Raw genomic sequence first — 18,206 nt, 5'->3', positions numbered from 1 at the left:
CCTCCTCCTACTCGATTTAAGCTAGAGCACGTTGCTCGCAGTATGAGTGGATCTACTGCGCCACTTCGTCCACCAAGTACAAGATTGATTGATACGGAATGCCACTGTGGTGTGATAAACCGATCTCACAGGTTCGGCTGTTACTAAAGCCACGAGTGCAGTTGCTCGGCACTTGTTCCTTGAGTGGGTGTACCGCCGCCTCATTCAGCTCTGGTGTAGTGAAGCCTTTGTCACCTGCCCAACCACAACATTGAATATGCTCTGGAACAATCACCTCTTCGGTACACGCTTTAGCAAGGTTTAACATCGCGCCTTCTAAGCCCATTCGACGAGAGCTACACGTGACATGCAGCATCACGGTTTCTTGTAGCGGCTCAAGCGTCAGATGTTCAAGCAAATATTGATTCACAAACCCTGTTGGCTCTAACACCTCTAATGGCTTGGTGAACTGTTCAATACTGCGTTTAGCACATGGGCTGGTATCCATCAATATTGGGTATTCACCCTGACGACTGGCTTGCCATAGCACTTCTTCCAACTGCTGAGCCTTCGACTGTGCTAAGTCGGTCATTCCTTTGCTGTCGTAAGGCATACCACAGCATTGGTCATCTAGCTTCTTCGGAAGAATCACCTCAAATCCCGCCTTGTTGAGCAAAGACATGGTCACTTCAGTAAGAGGACGTTGGTCGCCCGCATCACTTTGTTGCCCCATGGTTCGACTGGCACACGAAGGGAGGTAAACCACTTTCTTCGCGTTGTTCGATGTTTCGGCTGTCATTGGTGAAGCCGTGAGGGAGTGATTGTTGGATTGCGGCATCTCTGGCATCCAAATCGGTGTCGCGCCTTTGGTCACTGAGCGTAGGCCATTGGTAAGCTTGCCGACCGTGTTGGCGCCCAGAACCTTACTCGCCACTTGGTTGGTTTTGAGGCCAGCCTTGGTCAGCTTAGTGGTGGTCGAGAAATGATCCGCTGTCCACTTAGCGATTGGTGTGAACTTCTCATACTTGGCAACACGAAGCTTCTTCACCAAGTCGCCAGTATTAATGCCAACCGGGCAACGCTCGGCACACAAGCCAGTTGCGGCGCAGGTATCAATGCCTTGGTATTCGAAGGTTTTCTCTAGTTCGCTTGCTTCTATTTCCTCACCTGCAGCACGGCGGCGTTGTAACTCACGGTACAGCACGATACGTTGGCGAGGTGACAAGGTCAGTGTGCGAGACGGACAAACTGGTTCACAGAAGCCACATTCGATACAGCGGTCGACAAGGTCATCAGCAGCAGGCATTGGCTTCAAATTTGTGATGTGTGAATTTGGATTGTCGTTAATAATAACGCCAGGGTTGAGCAGTCTTTCTGGGTCAAACAGTGCTTTGATCTGTTGCATTAAGGCGTAGCCATCTTTGCCCCATTCCAATTCCACATAAGGCGCCATGTTGCGGCCAGTACCATGCTCTGCTTTCAGAGAACCTTGGTATTTCACTGCAACCAGTTCGGCAACGTCATCCATGAAACCGCCGTAGCGATCGATTTCTGTTTGGCTGTCGAAGCCTTGAGTAAATACAAAGTGCAGGTTGCCTTCGAGGGCGTGACCAAAAATGATCGCTTCGCTGTAGTCGTATTTGTCGAACAGTTCTTGCAGCTCTCTAATGCTGTTAGCGAGGTTTTCGACAGGGAAAGCCACGTCTTCGATGATAACGGTTGTGCCGACTTCACGAACCGCACCAACGGCAGGGAACATGCCTTTTCGAATGCCCCACAGGGTTGCAACAGTCTTTGGGTCGGACGTAAAAGGGACCGATTCAACAATCGTGTAATCAGCCAATGCATCCAAAATTGATTTACATTGTAAATCTAAGTCCTGCTGGGAGCTGGCGTGTGATTCCACCAAAATAGCCGCCGCTTCTAAATCTAGGTTTGGCATAAACGCAGGCATACCCGGTTTATCCGCGACAGAACGTAGCGCCCTGCCATCCATTAACTCAACAGCAGCAACCGGAGTTTTAGATAGCGTAGTCACAGCTTTACTGGCTTGTTCTATGTCAGCAAACACCAACAGAGTCGAGGCTTTGTTTGGATGTTCGATAACCGTGTTATAGGTAATCTCAGCAATGAAACCTAGTGTGCCTTCTGAGCCAATCATCAGGTGTTTTATGATCTCAATTGGGTCGTGGTAATCGACCAATGCATTGAGCGCGTAGCCGGTGGTGTTTTTAAGACGGTACTTGTGGCGGATTCTGTCTGCCAGTTCTTGATTTGAGCTAGTCTGTCTGTGTAAATCAATAATGCCTTCAAACAACGTTTTGTGTGATTGCTTGAAAGCTTCAACGCTGGCGTTATCTGCCGTATCAAGCAGGGAACCATCACTCAATACGATTTTCATGCTCTCGACGGTGCGATAGGAGTTTTGCGCAGTACCACAACACATACCGCTGGCGTTGTTCGCGGCAATACCGCCAATTTTACAGGTGTTGATAGAGGCTGGGTCTGGGCCGATTTTACGTTGGAAAGGGGCGAGGTATTTGTTGGCATCTGCGCCAATTACACCGGGCTGAAGAATGATTTGATTGCCGTTGTCGACAATTTCATGGCCACGCCAGTCGTCGGTCAGTGTGATGAGTACCGAGTCTGAAACCGCTTGCCCTGAAAGGCTGGTGCCCGCGGCGCGAAAGGTAAAATGAATACCGAGTTCGCGACAGCTTTGAATGGTGAATATGACTTCGTCTAAGTTCTTGAGCCTTAGAACCATTTTCGGCACCAAGCGATAGAAACTCGCATCGGTGCCGTAAGCCAATCGCTTTGCTTCTTGCGTGACAATGCGTTCTGTTTCTATTTTTTGAGCCAGTATCGCTTCAAGCTGCTGATAAGCTTGTGCGTCTATTACTCGCTCATGGGATGTGTTTGTCTCCATCTTTGCTTCCTTGTGCTTCTTATTTGGCACTGTTCAGGGCGTGTTGAACTTTCGCGGTTAAATTTTGTTCGAGATAAAAGCGTTTTAATCGCGGCGAAGGGGAAGTAGCCTAGTCACTCTAAGCAAATCCCCCTCAACAAAGAGTAAAACGCTTTTTGCGGGGGCGCCCAGCTCGAACCCTTCGGGCAGCGTTTGCTGATCATTTCTACTACGTTATCGGCTTCTCATGTAGGCTAGCTACACATCGACGCCTCTGCCTTGTATAAATACCCAGCAACTCGCTGCAAAAATCAGCTCGAAAGATCAACACGCCCTAGCTTTTTATTTTATTTTCCAGTGCTTAAACGGTGTCACAACGGTAGTGGAATTGCTGTGACACCGATTGAACTTCAGCCTAAGTAGACCAAAGCATGAGTCTGAATCGTGGAGATTTAATCTAACCCCACCAAAGATTCACGAGTTAAGTCTTTGATTGTCCTCGCGCCTGTTAATGTCATCGCAACGCGCATCTCTTTGTCGTAAAGGTCGAGTAGATTCTCAACGCCGGCTTGTCCTTGCGCTGCTAATGCGTAAACGAAAGAACGGCCAAGCAAGGTGCAGTCTGCGCCCAATGCCATCATGCGAACCACATCCAAGCCAGTACGAATGCCAGAGTCGACCAGAATTTTGGTGTCGCCTTTAACTGCATCAGCAATCGAAGGCAGCGCTTTGGCACTTGATAGAACGCCGTCAAGCTGGCGGCCGCCGTGGTTTGAAACCACAATGCCGTCTGCGCCAAATCTCACCGCATCCTTTGCATCTTCTTCATCAAGAATGCCCTTGATGACCATTGGACCGTCCCAGAAATCACGAATCCACTCTAGATCTTTCCATGAAATCGACGGGTCGAAGTTATCACCTAACCAACCGATGTAGTCTTCCAGCTTGGTAGGAGAACCACGATAAGTAGATATGTTGCCTAGGTCGTGTGGTTTACCCAGTAAGCCGACATCAACTGCCCAGCTAGGATGACGCATAGATTGGAATACGCGGCGTACTGCTGCATTTGGACCACTCATTCCTGAGTGCATGTCACGGTAGCGAGCGCCGGGTACGGGCATATCCACGGTGAAGACCAGTGTTGTGACGCCAGCGGCTTTAGCGCGTTCAAGAACGTTCTTCATGAAGCCACGGTCTTTTAACACGTAAAGTTGGAACCACATTGGGCGTTCAATCTTAGGTGCAACTTCTTCAATCGGACATACCGACACGGTCGACATGGTAAAAGGGATGCCTTTGTTGTCGGCGGCTTTTGCTGCTTGTACTTCACCGCGTCTTGCGTACATACCCGTTAAACCAACAGGCGCCAGTGCGATTGGCATCGCTAGCTTCTCGCCAAATAGTTCGGTTTTCAAATTTAGGTCCGACATGTCGTTGAGTACGCGTTGTTTTAGCGCAATCTCAGCTAGGTCAGCCGTGTTGCGACGTAGGGTATGTTCTCCGTAAGAGCCACCATCAATGTAGTGGAAAAGAAACGGTGGTAATTTCGCTTTTGCTGCGGCGCGGTAATCAGTCGATGCGGATATGATCATAATTTCAGTCCTAAATTCTTGGGATGTTGCTCTTCTTTGAGAGCTTGGTTTGGGCTGCTTTAATTCGGGAAAATGGCGTTAATACCCATGGGTGTTGATGTGCTCTAGTATCCATCCCGGAACTCATCAACTGTCTTATTAGACGGTGTCGCTGTCGGGGAATTGAGTATTAACGCCAAGTGCTTTTGAACGACTTATGGTTTACATAAGTGCGTCGGTCATTTTGAATCCGTAGATAACCACTAGGCCGATGATGCCTGTCATCACCAAGTAGTAGAACGTTGGAATGATTGTCTTACGTAGGGTTGCACCTTCGCGTCCTAGCAAGCCAACAGTTGCTGATGCCGCTACCACGTTGTGAATCGCAATCATGTTACCTGCTGCTGCACCAACGGCTTGTAGAGCAACAACCACCGCACTAGAGATAGTCAGAGTCTGCGCTACTTCGAATTGGAACTGGCTGAACATCATGTTTGAAACTGTGTTCGAACCTGCAATGAAGGCACCTAACGCACCAACCGTTGCACTCAATGCTGGGAATGCGCTACCAACGAGGTCAGCTGCGAAGTTTGCCGTGGTTACGGGCATACTTGCTAAATCTGCGCCGTTCACACCAGAGTTAATGAAGATACGAACCATTGGGATGGTGAACACCAACACAAAGCCTGCGCCAATCAGAGTCTTGCTCGATTCACCGAAGGCTTTAGCCAGTGGCGTTGCGCTGCGAGATTGCATGAGAACAGCAACCAGCGCGACGAAGACCAAGATACCGCCCGGTAGATACAGAGGCTGAATCGCAGTGCTCACACCGGTTTCACCAAGGATGTTGCTGAACGATAGGCTAACGCTCTTCAGTAGGCCTTTGAATTCAGGGCTCACGCGGCTCGCAACCAAGGTCACCGCTAGCAGCACGTATGGTGCCCATGCCATCGCCATGCTCATCTTCTTATGGCCTTGATTGTTGTCGTCAAGGTCGATTTTCAGAGAACCTAGCCATTCTGCAGGCCACTTGTCTTCGCTCTCAAAATCCCATTTTGATTTTGGTACGAGGAAGCCACGTTTTGCTGCAGTAACCACAATCGCAAGGCCAACCAAACCACCAATCAGTGATGGGAATTCAGCGCCTAGGAAAACACCTGTTAGTGCGTAAGGAATAGTGAAAGCAGCACCTGCGAACAGTGCGAACGGCAGGATATCTAAACCTTCAGTCCAGCTTTTGTTCTTACCGAAGAAGCGAGTCAGCATCATTGCCATCAATACAGGCATCATCACACCAACAGAAGCATGAATTAGCGCAACGCTTGACGTGATTTGTTGTAGATAAGCATCCCATGTTGAGCCATGAGCAATCAGGCTTTCACCGATGTTGTGCGTGTCCAATCCTTTGTTCACACCAACGATGATAGGTGTACCAACCGCGCCGAATGATACTGGCGTAGATTGGATCATCATGCCCATCAGTACCGCAGCCAGCGCAGGGAAGCCGATAGCAACCAGCAGTGGTGCAGCGATGGCAGCTGGTGTGCCGAAGCCAGATGCGCCCTCAATGAATGAACCGAAACACCAAGCAATGATGATTGCTTGAACACGACGGTCAGCGGATATATCAGTGAATCCGTTGCGGATGGTGGTGATAGCTCCGGTGTGTTTCAAAGTGTTTAATAAGAAGATGGCGCCGAACACAATCCAGAGAACCGACACTGTAATGCCGAAGCCTTGGAATACAGAAGCCAGCACGCGAGTGCCAGACATGTCCCAAGCAAGTAGGGCGATAGCAACGGTTAAGGCAAATGCCACAGGCATCGCTTTTTTTGCAGGCCAGTTAAGGCCAACCAGCAGAATCGCTGCAACAACTATTGGTGAAAATGCCAATAGGGCTAGTAGAGTTTCACTCATGGGTACTTCCTCGTACTGTTTTCAAACGTTCATGTTTGAAGTAAAGATCACGTTATGGTTTGTCATTATTTGAATCGCTTTGGCCTCTAAACGGGAACCTTCTTTAGGCGAATCTTGTAATTGGAATGACTGTTTTTGTAATTGTTTTGTTAATTTGGCGTGAATTTACCCCTTTATTTTTTATTGATATAGGGAAATAATGAAAATAATTAATTCCAAAATTGGCATAATCAGATGCGAGCAGACGATTTGATCCTGTTTTCACAGGTGGTAGAACTAGGCAGCTTCAGTAAGGTGGCAGAGCAAAATAACCTTACAAATTCGGTAGTTAGTAAAAGAATTGCGCGTTTAGAGGAAGAGATTGGCGTGCAATTATTATATCGAACCACGCGTAAATTGACCTTGACTGAGGCGGGCAAGGCAATGTTACACGGGGCCAAAAATGTGAAGCAGGCAGCTCAAGAGGCTATGGACGCAGTTTCAGGCTTTGGTGAAAATGTCAGTGGTCATATCAAAATGTCAGTGCCTACTATCTCCGGAGATTTGATTCTCGCAGACGCTGTGGCCGAGTTTTGTAATATGCACCCAGGTTTAACGGTCGATATGTCTCTGAATAATCGCTTTGTCGACTTGGTTGAGGATGGTCTCGATTTGGTGATTCGAACCGGCTACTTGGAAGATTCAAGCCTCATTGCTCGTCATATATTGGATTCACAATGGGTGGTGTGCGCTTCGCCGTCTTATATTGCTAAGAACGGTAAGCCGATGCTGCCTAAAGATTTAGTGCAGCACAATTGCTTGCAATACGCCTATCAAACAACGGGTGCTAGCGAATGGCAGTTTCTGCATAGTAAAGATGGCTGTACCGACAATGACAAATATATCGTGCGTGTTGCGGGCTCTTTTTCGACTGACAATGCGACCGCGTTAAGAAAAGCGGCGCTGGGTGGGCATGGTGTGGCGTACGTACCACGTTGTCTGGTTTATCACGACATTCGCAATGGTCAGCTGGTGGATATCTTCCCTGATTTGGTAGGCAAAAAGTTGGGAATTTATGCGGTGTACCCTTTTACTCGCCAGCCACCAAACAAGATTAAGTTATTGATTGAACATATCAGAACGCGCTACTTGACGATTTCTCACTATTTTTAATAAGGATCACGATGAGCTATTTAAAAGAGTATCAATATCCAATCACCAACAAACAGATCGTCAGCGATGACTATTTTGATCACATAGTTGAAGACCCTTATCGCTGGTTAGAAGACGACAGAAGCGACGAAACCGCGCAGTGGGTGGCGAGCCAAAATGAAGTCACGTTCGATTACCTTGCTCAAATTCCGTATCGCGATGACCTGCGAGAGCGATTAGCGAAAGCGCAAGACTACAAAAAGAGCTCGCAGCCGTTTGTTCGAGGTGAGTACACCTATTTCTATAAGAACGATGGCCTGCAGAATCACAGTATTCTCTATCGTCACAAAGAAGGGCAACAAGAAGAAATTTTCCTAGATCCGAACACTTTCTCGGAAGATGGCACCACATCACTAGGTTCGGTGTCGTTTTCTAAAGATTACAGCCTAGTGGCGTACAGTATTTCAGAGGGTGGTAGCGACTGGCGTAAGATCTTTGTGATTGATACCGAGACTAAACAGCAGCTTGAAGCCGAAATCACTGACGCCAAATTTACCGGCATTTCTTGGTTGGGTAATCGTGGCTTTTATTACTCTAGCTACGACAAGCCTGACGGCAGCCAGCTTTCTGCACGTACCGAACAGCACAAACTTTACTTCCATGAGTTGGGTACAGAGCAAGCCAACGACAAAGTGGTTTTTGGTGAGAATAACGCCGAGCAGCACCGCTATGTATCCGGTTACACCACCGAAGACGATCGATACTTGATCATCCTCGGCAAGGAGTCGACATCAGGTAATCGACTGTTCTATATCGATTTAAAATCATCAGAGCAGTCTTTGAACACACTGATTGATCATGTGGATAGCGATACGTATCTCATCGATAACCAAGGTGAGAACTTCATTCTGTACACCAATCTTAATGCGCCGAACGGCAAGGTTGTGAGCTTTGATAGCGGCACTGAGCAGTGGCGAGATATCATCTCAGAAAAGCCACAGCCATTAGACATCAGTACTGGCGGCGGATACTTGTTTGCCCACTACATGGTGGATGTGGTGTCGAAAATTGAGCAGCTGGATTACCAAGGCAACCTAGTTCGTGAAATCCATTTACCTGGGTTGGGAACGGCCAGTGGCTTAGGTGGTAAGAAAGAGCAAACTCAGCTTTATTACACCTTTACCAACTATGTTACGCCGCCAACCATTTTCTCTTTTGATATTGAGTCGGGCAGTTCAGAAGTTTATCAGCGCTCTGAGTCACCGTTTGAATCGGATAAGTTTGAGTCTAAACAGGTCTTTTATACCTCAAAAGATGGCACTCAGGTTCCGATGCTTATCTCTTATAAGAAGGGACTAAAACTGGACGGTAATAACCCAACCATGTTGTACGCCTATGGCGGCTTTAATGTCAGCCTAACGCCTTCTTTCTCGGGGACGGTGGGCAGTTGGTTGGAATTAGGTGGCGTGTACGCAGTTCCCAACCTGAGAGGCGGCGGTGAGTACGGTAAGGCGTGGCATAAAGCGGGTACTCAGCAGCAAAAGCAGAATGTGTTTGATGACTTTATCGCTGCAGCAGAGTTCTTAATCGCCGAGAACTATACTAGTAGTGACAAGTTGGCGATTCGTGGCGGCTCTAACGGTGGATTGCTGGTGGGTACGTGTATGACACAGAGGCCGGAGCTTTTCCAAGTGGCTCTGCCTGCTGTTGGGGTGCTAGATATGTTGCGTTACCATACCTTTACGTCTGGCGAAGGTTGGGCGTACGACTATGGTACCTCCGCGCAAAACAAAGAGATGTTCGAATACCTGCTTGGTTACTCTCCGGTTCATAACGTTGTGCGCGGTGTCGACTACCCAGCAACTTTGGTCACGACCGCGGATCATGATGACCGCGTGGTGCCCGCACACTCTTATAAGTTCATTGCAGAGCTGCAAGATAAGCATGAAGGCGGCGCGCCCGTGATGATCCGTATTGACGTCAATGCAGGGCATGGGGCAGGTATGCCGCTGAGTAAAGCTATCGATCTCACTGCTGATATCTACGCATTTACCCTGTTCAATATGGGAATAGAGTCCCTAGATTCATTTTAGCGAATACTTGATTTTAGATAATTGGGTATTTAACTCAGACCAAAAAGCCTCAAAATCTGCCTTAGATTTTGAGGTTTTTCATATATATGAAAACCAATCAAATTCACACCTCGTTCTCTTTGCTTTTCGGCACCCTTTTACGTGATAGCCGCCACCATTACTGATGAAATGAAAGCGATTTCAAGCTGATATTTTACGCGTTTCCTTTCCTAAGTTTCTGATATTAAATTAATAGTTTTGGGTATGACTTTTCTAAAAGTTTCATGGCTCTCGACCTAATTTATCAGTGTGAACAGCGACCAACTTTTCAACGCTTTCATTGCTTAATATTTCCCTGTTCGATGAAAACTCAAAAAAATAATAGGGAATTACAATGCAAAAATTTAAGCTTTTGCCAATAACGGTCGCAGTGGCGGCTTCGCTTGCTTCACTCTCTTCTTTTGCTGCAGAAACGGATCTTGCTGCTCTCGAGCAACGAATCCAAGAGTTGGAATCTCAAGTTGGGGACATCAAGTATGTTGATGATCAGCAACAAGCGGTTCTAACTTCAGAAACAACTGTGCCAGACGGTATCGTCTTCTCTGGTTATGCTCGTTACGGCGCTCACTACAAGAGCGGTGATGAGCGTTACGTAGACATCGGTACAACAGGTCGTTCTGTCGGTCGTTTGGGTAACGAAGCTAATGGTGGTGAGGTTCAGCTAGCTAAGCTTTTCCAAGCTGACAATGGTGCGATTTGGGACATCGTATTCATGGCTGACCACTGGGAAGCAGACGCTTGGGCTGACGACGGCGGCCTGAGTATGAAAAAAATGTACGCAGGTGTAACTAACGTATTTGAAAGCCAACCAGAACTTTATATGTGGGCTGGTCGCGACTTCCATCAACGTCCGCAACAAGGTTTGAACGATTACTTCTGGATGACACACGATGGTCAAGGCGCTGGCTTTAACAACCTAGATTTCGGCGGCGCTAAGCTAGATATGGGCTTTGTTGGCCAAGTGAAAGGCGGCCTCGTAAATGACAATGGCCGATACGCCGTGACAGCGAAGCTACACAGTATTGACGCAGGTATTGGTAATCTGGATTTTTACGCGAACTACGGTTTTGCATCGAGCGAAGCGGATACGTCTACGACGACTGAGTACGTATACGATCCAGTGACAGATTCAATGCAGCCTGTCGTGACTCAAGGACAAAAAGTCAGTGATGAAACGGCCTACCTAGTAGGTGCAACATTAGGCTTGGGTGAGTCTAACAAGTTGGTTGTTAAGTACGGTGACGGTGCCGATTCATCGGTATATGACCTTAAAGGTGATTACCAGACTTTTTATGCAAGTGTTGAGGGTAGCTACGCTGCATCTGAACAGTTCATCATTGATTACTTAGTGTCTTACAAAGACAACTCTGGCTCAGACTTAGATCGTGAGAATACTGAATACGCGGGTATCGTTCGTCCACAGTACCAATGGGATGATGTTCACTCTACATGGTTAGAAGCTGGCTACGGCATGGTTGATTACGATGATGACGGTGAAGAGAACGCGTGGAAAGTCACTTTGTCTCAAAACGTATCTTTAGGTGGCTTACCTTGGAGTCGTCCAATGCTTCGCTTCTACACAACCGTGGGTGATGTAGAAACGAAAGGCAACACAGTGAAGACAACCAGTGTTGATACATTGTCGTTCGGCGCAATGTTTGAAGCTTGGTGGTAATCACAGGTATAGAAAGCGCTGCTCTTTGAATTCGGCATATTTTCAAGGAGCCATGCTTTCAAATATCTATGCTTGTTAAGAGCACGTAATACTGTCCATTTTAGCCCTAAAGGCAGATTGATTAGGGCACGTTTCAATTAACTCCATTCTTGGGCACATTTTTGTGCCCTTTTTTTCGCCACTAGATCAAGGAATAACGATGAGACTTTCTTCCATCGTGTCTCGAGTTTATTTAGGTTTCTTCACGCTGATCGTGATCATGCTTGGTAGCGCATGGTTGAGTATTAGCAGCAACAAGAACATAACCTCACACATCGAAACCATCACTCAACAAGCCACTCCTTTAATGCTCCAATCCTCCACGCTCACCATCCGTTTTTTGGATATTAATCGCAGCACTACTCCCTATTTATCCGCCAACTACATTGATGAGCTCGAACCGCTGAAACAAACCGTTTTGAGTAATATCGAGCGATATCAGCAGCAGTTAAATTGGTTTGATGGCAAGGCTGAATCGGGCTCACCACTTGAACCCATGCTCCAAAATATTGAAGAAGCGGGCGTTGCCACCATCAATAAGATAGAACAGTCCTTAAACTTATACGTCTCTTATTTGGATAGTAAAGATCTCGGTTCGATGGATCAGGAACAATTTCAATCTGTGGTAGGACAACTCAATAACACCTTGGTTAATCAATTGGCGAGTACGAGTTCGGGCAACACGCAAAAAGCGGTAGAAGCCTTGTTGGTTCAGTTGAGTTTGATTGCAGCAGAAGCGAATGAAGCTTTCTCTCTGCAAACTTCATCGGAGGTTCGTGGTGTTGAGCGTCGCCTACAAAGCCGTAAAGAGCGATTCGAACAAGCTGTATCAGACTTGGATAATCTGGACTCATCTTTGCTACGCCGCAGTAAACAGTCTTTATCACTGCTCGCTTCACATGTATTTTCAGCGCAAGGATCTGTGTCAACGCATATGGAAACCGTGAAGCTACATGAGAGCCTTGCTCTGCAAAGAGTGGAGGTCGAACAGCTCATTGATGTGCAGTTAAGCCATTTTGATGAGCTTTCTATGTACGCGGAAGACACGGCTAAACGTTTATATCACGAGTCGATGGACTTCTCTCATCAAGCACTGTTGATGCAGGCCATCATTGCTATTGGGTCGGTTATTATTGCGCTGCTAATCGGGCTGAACATCGCTAAAGGGATTCGCAAGCCAAGTAAATTACTGCAAAGTGCACTAGACCAAGTCGCCAAAAAAGACTTGAGCGCGATGGTGCAGTATCAAGCCAATAATGAGTTCGGCTCAGTGAGCGACAAGGTCAACTTAGTGATCAGTCATCTGACTCAAATGATTGAGAACATGCGTTATTCGTCGACGTGCTTAAAAGAGGCGTCCCTAGAGAACCAAAGCACCAGTCGTTCTCTGAGTGAAGCGATGCAAGAACAAACCAATCAAACGGTGATGGTAGCGACAGCGATGGAACAAATTGAGTGCTCAGTGACGGAAATCACTCAGGCGGCCAACCAAACTCTAACGCTAGTGACCGACGCGGTATCCAGTTCCAGTGATGGGCAAAAGACCATGGATAAAAGCGTCGAATTGATGGGCAGCCTAGAAAATAAGCTGGCGGAATCAACGGCGACCATTGGTCAGCTTGAAAGTGAAAGCGCCAGCATTGGCTCCATTTTGGATGTGATATCTGGGATCTCTGAGCAAACTAATCTACTGGCGTTGAATGCGGCAATAGAAGCGGCGCGAGCTGGAGAGCAAGGGCGTGGTTTCTCTGTGGTTGCGGATGAGGTTCGAGTGTTAGCAGCGAAAACCAATGCCTCGACGCAAGAGATACACAACAAGATCGAGCAGTTGCAAACTAGCTCTAAACTGGCGGTTGAACAAATCAATCAATGTGTGGTGGGGATGGTTCAATGTGTTGAGCAAACGGGCGAAGTGAATCACTCGATATCGACGGTGTCTGATCTTCTCAACGAAGTAGAGCAAAGAAGTCATCAAATTGCGACCGCGACGACAGAGCATCAAGTGGTTGCCTCTCAAGTCACTCAAAATATCAGCCAGATACACATCTTGGCTGAAGATAACTCACAACGATCTCAGGTTTTGTTTTCTCATGGTCAACAGCTTGAAACCATGTCGCAGCAGCAATTCTCACTAACTCAAGAGTTTAAGCTCGCCGAGCAATCAGAAAACAAGATTTAGAGGCGACTCTAAGCTCTCTACTGTTTCACGCCCAGCCTTTGCTGGGCGTTGTTGTTTCAAGTTTCGGGTTCTGCAAAGCGAATTCGAAGTACCTATGAAATGTTCCCATACAATTTTGCATGACCACTGAAATAATGAGGTCAATATTGCTCTGTATATTACCGCCTGTTGCAGGTTCATCACCGAATAGTACTTTTTGATAAATGGAGTTTAAGCGTTCTTACTTTCACCCTGGCAGCAAGTAACCGCTCGCTGTTTTGATAAGGTGAGCAAGAATCTCATGAAACAGTTTCATGGCGTGAAGTGAATCTGTAAGCGCTTTCAAGATTTCCAAATCCAGCCTTTTTACCTCCAAGTTTAGTGTGATGACACTCACTTCAACCAAGACGCCTTTCTTTAATAATCGTTTTGTAAGCGGTTACAAGCTAATGAAGTATCGAGGTTCGAGTGGCAACAATTAAACACGTATCAGAACATGCAGGTGTGTCTCAGGCGACAGTGTCTAGGGTTATTAATGGCACTAGCAGAGTCAGTCATGACAAGAAATTAAAGGTTGAAAAAGCGATCAAAGAATTGGGTTATCGCCCGAACTCTATCGCTCAAGCCTTGGCTTCAAGTCGTACTGGTAGTGTGGGTGTTGTTGTTCCAGAACTTGGCGGTTCTTTCTATTCAGGCATTTTGCATTGCATAGAAGAAAACCTACGCCGCTTTGGTTACCACGCTGTGGTTACAGCGGGTTCGAATACTGAGCAAGGGCAACGTGAGTCTGTGGAGTTTCTGTTGGGGCGTCGTGTTGATGCTTTGATTCTTCATACTCAACTGCTCAGTGATGATTATTTAATTGAATTGGAAGAACAGGGGACCCCTGTGGTTTTAATTAACCGCTTCATCCCAGAAATGGCGATGAGTTGCATTGATATTGATAACGAAGTCGGGGGGCTACTCGCTACTCAATATCTTTTGCAAAAGGGACATACAGATATCGCGTGTATTACCGGGCCTTTAGATAAAGCAGATGCTAGGGGGCGTTTGCAGGGGTATCGAAAGGCATTGGAAGAGGCGGGTGTGCCATACGATGAAGCATTAGTCTCGGAAGCGGGCTTTACTGAAGATACGGGCATCAGTGCTATGAAGAAGCTGATTAATCGTAAGTGTCATTTCACAGCAGTATTTGCTTCGAATGACCACATGGCATTTGGCGCCTTCGAGGTGTTGCATCAAGAGGGACTATCTGTTCCTAAAGATGTATCACTGGTGGGCTTCGATAACACCATCTTCGCGCGCTATCTGACCCCTAGTTTGACCACCATTAATTTCCCTATTGAAGAGATGAGCGTTGAAGCAGTACAGCTCACTCTACAGAAGCTAAAAAAAATAAAACATGACGTGAACTTTAAATTGCTGCCGACGTTGGTCACTAGAAACTCGGTATCGGATTTACCAGTTACCCTATAAAAATATTAAGGATAGAACATGAAATTTAAGACCTTAGCGCTTTCATGCGCGGTTGCTTTAGGATTAGGTACAACAGCTGTAAATGCAGCAGACAAAGAAATTCGCTTCGACGGTTTCCCTGATTTCGATAGCAGCCTAAAGGTATTACTGCCTGATTTCGAAAAGGAAACGGGTATCAAAGTTGATTACCTTATGAACAACCACGGTGACCACCACACGAAACTCACAACGAACCTTGCAACGGGTTCTGGTGCCGGTGATGTGATTGTTGTCGACGTTGAGAAAATTGGTCCATTTGTTGGATCTGGCGGCCTAGTTAACCTGTCTGAAAACTACGGTGCAGATAAATACGAAGAACGATTCGCACCTTACGCATGGGCACAAGGCAAAGGCGCTGACGGCGATATGTATGGTATCCCTGTCGACCTAGGTCCAGGTGTTATGTACTACCGTACCGACGTATTCGAAAAAGCGGGCATTGATGTAGAAGAAGCAATCAAAGATTGGGATTCATACATCGCTGCTGGTGAAAAACTGAAAGAGCAAAACGTACAACTTATCGCTTCGGCAGCCGACGTGGCACAAGCGATTATCTTCACGACCGTTCCTGAAGGTGAAGGTCTGTACTTCGATAAAGATGGCAATCCAGTGGTGACATCAGAGCGTTTTGTTCACGCTTTTGAAGTAGCAAAAGAGATTCGCGACAAAGGCTTAGACGGACGCATTTTGGCTTGGTCTAACGAATGGTACGAAGGCTTCCGCAACGGAACATTTGCAACTCAACTTTCTGGCGCTTGGCTTCTTGGTCACTTAAACAACTGGATTGCGCCTGAAACTAAAGGCAAGTGGGCAGTAGAAAACCTACCTGATGGTATCTACGGCAGCTGGGGTGGTTCATTCCTTTCAATTCCAACTCAATCAGACAACCCAGATGAAGCTTGGGCGCTTATTGAATACATGACGACGGATCGTGAAGTACAGCTTAAGCACTTCGAAACGATTGCTGCTTTCCCAGCGAACATCACAACGTATGACGATGAGCTTTTCCAAGAAGAGATGGAGTTCCTAGGTGGACAAAAAGCCCGTCTTCTTTTTGCTGAAGTGGCGCAAAACATCAAACCAGTATCTCCAGCTCAAGGCGACCACGTTGCACGTTCTATTATATTAGAGAACGCATTGATGGAAGTACTTGATGAAGGTAAAGACATCAAGACTGCGCTTAAAGAGGCAGAGCGTCTAATCAAGCGTCGCACGCGTAATCTTTAATTTGTTTTTACTTTAAGTAAGTGAGGAAGCGTGGATAACGCGCTTCCTTTTTAAGAGGTCGTTACTATGAATCATACAGCGAGCACAACGATAGAACCTGCGGACAAAAGCCTTTTTTCTCGTCAAAATTTGAAAGCGCTTACACCGTATGGATTTCTTCTGCCGTTTCTGATCATTTTTTCTGTATTTGGGATCTTCCCGCTGTTGTTCTCTGTTTACCTGTCGTTCCACGAGTGGAACCCGGTAAGAGGCATGGATGCGATGGAGTTCGTTGGTTTTGAGAACTATCACATTGCTTTAACGGACCCATGGCTATGGCGTTCATTGAAGAACACGCTTTGGCTAGCGATCACTTCGGGCGTGGCTCAGCACTTAGTCGCTATTCCAGTGGCTTACATGTTGGTTTCAATGGGTGACCGTATGCGTCACTGGCTAACATCGGCGTACTTTTTACCGTTCATTACATCAACGGTCGCAGCGTCACTGATTTTCTTCAATATGTACTCTCCTAACTCAGGAATTATTAACCAAACTCTGATGGCTCTGGCCGATAGCACGCTGTTTGGTTGGGCATTCGCTTGGGTTAACGATTTCCAACCCATCCGTTGGTTAGACGATGCCACTATGGTGAAGCCGTCTATCGCAATCATGGTTTTCTGGAAATACACCGGTTTTAACATCGTCCTTTACACCACGGGTTTAATGACGATTCCTAAAGACATCTTAGAAGCCGCGCGTATGGATGGTGCCAATGCCTTCCGCCGCTTCTGGAACATTTCACTACCAATGATTCGTCCATTCATCTTCTTTGCTATCACGATGACCATCATCGGTAACCTGCAAATGTTTGAAGAACCGTTCGTATTAACACGTGGTACAGGCGGTACTGGCCAATCTGGTTTAACTATCTCGATGTACCTCTACAAAGTGGGTTGGGAATGGCTAGAAATGGGCACAGCATCTGCTATCTCGTGGTTATTGTTTGCACTCATCGCGACTTGTACATTGGTTCAATTTTTACTCTTCGGTAAGAAAGGCTTAGGGGAACATTAAGATGTCGACATCAATTAAGACAAATACCTCACCATTAAGTGGCCTAATGCCAAGCGAACGCACCATGTACATCATGACTAAGATCTTGATGGTCATGCTCGGCATATTACTGATTGTTTCCGCAATCATTACGGTGTTCCCGTTTGTGTGGTCAGCACTGCTTTCAACACGTGACCGCTCGGAGATCTTCGGCTCGGGCATCAGCTTTGCGATTGGCGACAGCCTAATGGTGAACTACGCAAAACTGCTAGAAATCATGCCGTTTTGGAAAGCGATGTTTAACTCGATTTACGTGGCTTTCTTGGGCACAACCATCTCGCTGCTGTTTTGTAGCATGGGTGGTTACGCGTTTGCTGTGTTTAAGTTTCGCGGTAAGAACGTGTTGTTTGGCATGTTGGTTGGCTCAATGGCGATTCCGCCAGTGCTTAGCCTGATCCCTTACTTCATGATCGTGAAATTCTTAGGCTTGTTGGATAACCACATGGCGGTATGGCTACCGTTCACAACCACGCCGTTTGGTATCTTCTTGATGCGTCAGCACGTGATTGCATCGATTCCTAAAGAGCTGTTAGAAGCAGCGAAGTTGGATGGTGCAGGTCAGTTCAGAACGTACTGGAGTGTGGTACTGCCACTGATGAAGCCAGCATTAGCAACACTTGCTATCGTGCAGTTCGTCTTCTTCTGGAATATGTTTATGCAGCCTCTTGTGGTGCTGAACAACCCAGACAATTACGTCATCACACAGGCACTACGAAGTGTTCAAGGTATTCCGAATACGCCATGGGGCGCGGTAATGCTAGGTACCACCATTTCTATTTTACCACTCGTGATTACATACCTGTTCGCATCGAAACAGATGATCAGTGGTTTAACGTCCGGCGCAGTTAAAGGTTAGGTTTAA

11 protein-coding genes are annotated in these 18,206 nt (G+C 46.8%); 8 read left to right on the top strand and 3 right to left on the bottom strand.

All coding sequences use genetic code 11. The annotated features are described in order from the left end of the window. Positions 1 to 52: 52 nt before the first annotated feature. The 3 genes from AB4517_RS02670 to AB4517_RS02660 all read right to left on the bottom strand — a co-directional run bounded on the left by AB4517_RS02670 (position 53) and on the right by AB4517_RS02660 (position 6,375). The gene (locus AB4517_RS02670) at positions 53 to 2,908 is read right to left on the bottom strand and encodes an FAD-binding and (Fe-S)-binding domain-containing protein (RefSeq protein ID WP_372147856.1); all 2,856 of its coding nucleotides are present in this window, start codon (positions 2,906 to 2,908) and stop codon (positions 53 to 55) included. A 431-nt stretch (positions 2,909 to 3,339) separates the two neighbouring features. Beyond that, positions 3,340 to 4,479, bottom strand: a complete 1,140-nt coding sequence (lldD, locus tag AB4517_RS02665; RefSeq protein ID WP_372147855.1) for an FMN-dependent L-lactate dehydrogenase LldD — start codon at positions 4,477 to 4,479, stop codon at positions 3,340 to 3,342. Between the two features lie 201 nt (positions 4,480 to 4,680). Then, positions 4,681 to 6,375: an L-lactate permease gene (locus AB4517_RS02660; RefSeq protein ID WP_017061561.1), complete on the bottom strand. Its 1,695-nt coding sequence runs from the start codon at positions 6,373 to 6,375 to the stop codon at positions 4,681 to 4,683. A gap of 234 nt (positions 6,376 to 6,609) precedes the next feature. On the opposite strand from AB4517_RS02660, the gene AB4517_RS02655 reads away from it, so the two are divergent. The 8 genes from AB4517_RS02655 to AB4517_RS02620 all read left to right on the top strand — a co-directional run bounded on the left by AB4517_RS02655 (position 6,610) and on the right by AB4517_RS02620 (position 18,200). Continuing rightward, entirely contained in the window at positions 6,610 to 7,527 is a 918-nt protein-coding gene (locus tag AB4517_RS02655; RefSeq protein ID WP_017068571.1) for a LysR family transcriptional regulator, read from the top strand. An 11-nt stretch (positions 7,528 to 7,538) separates the two neighbouring features. Next, positions 7,539 to 9,599 carry a prolyl oligopeptidase family protein gene (locus AB4517_RS02650; protein WP_372147854.1) on the top strand — a complete coding sequence of 687 codons (2,061 nt, stop codon included), beginning with the start codon at positions 7,539 to 7,541 and terminating at the stop codon, positions 9,597 to 9,599. Positions 9,600 to 9,972: 373 nt separating this feature from the next. Next, positions 9,973 to 11,313 carry a carbohydrate porin gene (locus tag AB4517_RS02645; protein WP_372147853.1) on the top strand — a complete coding sequence of 447 codons (1,341 nt, stop codon included), beginning with the start codon at positions 9,973 to 9,975 and terminating at the stop codon, positions 11,311 to 11,313. 199 nt (positions 11,314 to 11,512) lie between these two features. After that, positions 11,513 to 13,531 carry a methyl-accepting chemotaxis protein gene (locus AB4517_RS02640; RefSeq protein WP_372147852.1) on the top strand — a complete coding sequence of 673 codons (2,019 nt, stop codon included), beginning with the start codon at positions 11,513 to 11,515 and terminating at the stop codon, positions 13,529 to 13,531. A gap of 447 nt (positions 13,532 to 13,978) precedes the next feature. Beyond that, positions 13,979 to 14,986: a LacI family DNA-binding transcriptional regulator gene (locus tag AB4517_RS02635; RefSeq protein WP_372147851.1), complete on the top strand. Its 1,008-nt coding sequence runs from the start codon at positions 13,979 to 13,981 to the stop codon at positions 14,984 to 14,986. A gap of 18 nt (positions 14,987 to 15,004) precedes the next feature. Next, positions 15,005 to 16,252, top strand: coding sequence for an ABC transporter substrate-binding protein (locus AB4517_RS02630; protein WP_017077014.1), 1,248 nt, complete (start codon positions 15,005 to 15,007; stop codon positions 16,250 to 16,252). 66 nt (positions 16,253 to 16,318) lie between these two features. After that, complete coding sequence (locus tag AB4517_RS02625) at positions 16,319 to 17,305, top strand: carbohydrate ABC transporter permease (protein ID WP_372147850.1); 987 nt, start codon at positions 16,319 to 16,321, stop codon at positions 17,303 to 17,305. 46 nt (positions 17,306 to 17,351) lie between these two features. Further along, complete coding sequence (locus AB4517_RS02620) at positions 17,352 to 18,200, top strand: carbohydrate ABC transporter permease (protein ID WP_372147858.1); 849 nt, start codon at positions 17,352 to 17,354, stop codon at positions 18,198 to 18,200. Positions 18,201 to 18,206: the final 6 nt, after the last annotated feature.

This window comes from Vibrio sp. 10N.222.52.C3 (assembly GCF_041474195.1).
In the GTDB taxonomy this organism is placed as follows: domain Bacteria; phylum Pseudomonadota; class Gammaproteobacteria; order Enterobacterales; family Vibrionaceae; genus Vibrio; species Vibrio crassostreae_C.
The sequence above is the reverse complement of the archived record's forward strand: the minus strand, read 5'-3'. Positions and strand labels throughout refer to the sequence as shown.

Coding starts and splice junctions, on each gene's coding strand:
- AB4517_RS02650 (WP_372147854.1), top strand. CDS start 7,539: ATGAGCTATTTAAAAGAGTATCAATATCCAATCACCAACAAACAGATC.
- AB4517_RS02655 (WP_017068571.1), top strand. CDS start 6,610: ATGCGAGCAGACGATTTGATCCTGTTTTCACAGGTGGTAGAACTAGGC.
- AB4517_RS02630 (WP_017077014.1), top strand. CDS start 15,005: ATGAAATTTAAGACCTTAGCGCTTTCATGCGCGGTTGCTTTAGGATTA.
- AB4517_RS02640 (WP_372147852.1), top strand. CDS start 11,513: ATGAGACTTTCTTCCATCGTGTCTCGAGTTTATTTAGGTTTCTTCACG.
- AB4517_RS02645 (WP_372147853.1), top strand. CDS start 9,973: ATGCAAAAATTTAAGCTTTTGCCAATAACGGTCGCAGTGGCGGCTTCG.
- AB4517_RS02660 (WP_017061561.1), bottom strand. CDS start 6,375: ATGAGTGAAACTCTACTAGCCCTATTGGCATTTTCACCAATAGTTGTT.
- AB4517_RS02670 (WP_372147856.1), bottom strand. CDS start 2,908: ATGGAGACAAACACATCCCATGAGCGAGTAATAGACGCACAAGCTTAT.
- lldD (WP_372147855.1), bottom strand. CDS start 4,479: ATGATCATATCCGCATCGACTGATTACCGCGCCGCAGCAAAAGCGAAA.
- AB4517_RS02625 (WP_372147850.1), top strand. CDS start 16,319: ATGAATCATACAGCGAGCACAACGATAGAACCTGCGGACAAAAGCCTT.
- AB4517_RS02620 (WP_372147858.1), top strand. CDS start 17,352: ATGCCAAGCGAACGCACCATGTACATCATGACTAAGATCTTGATGGTC.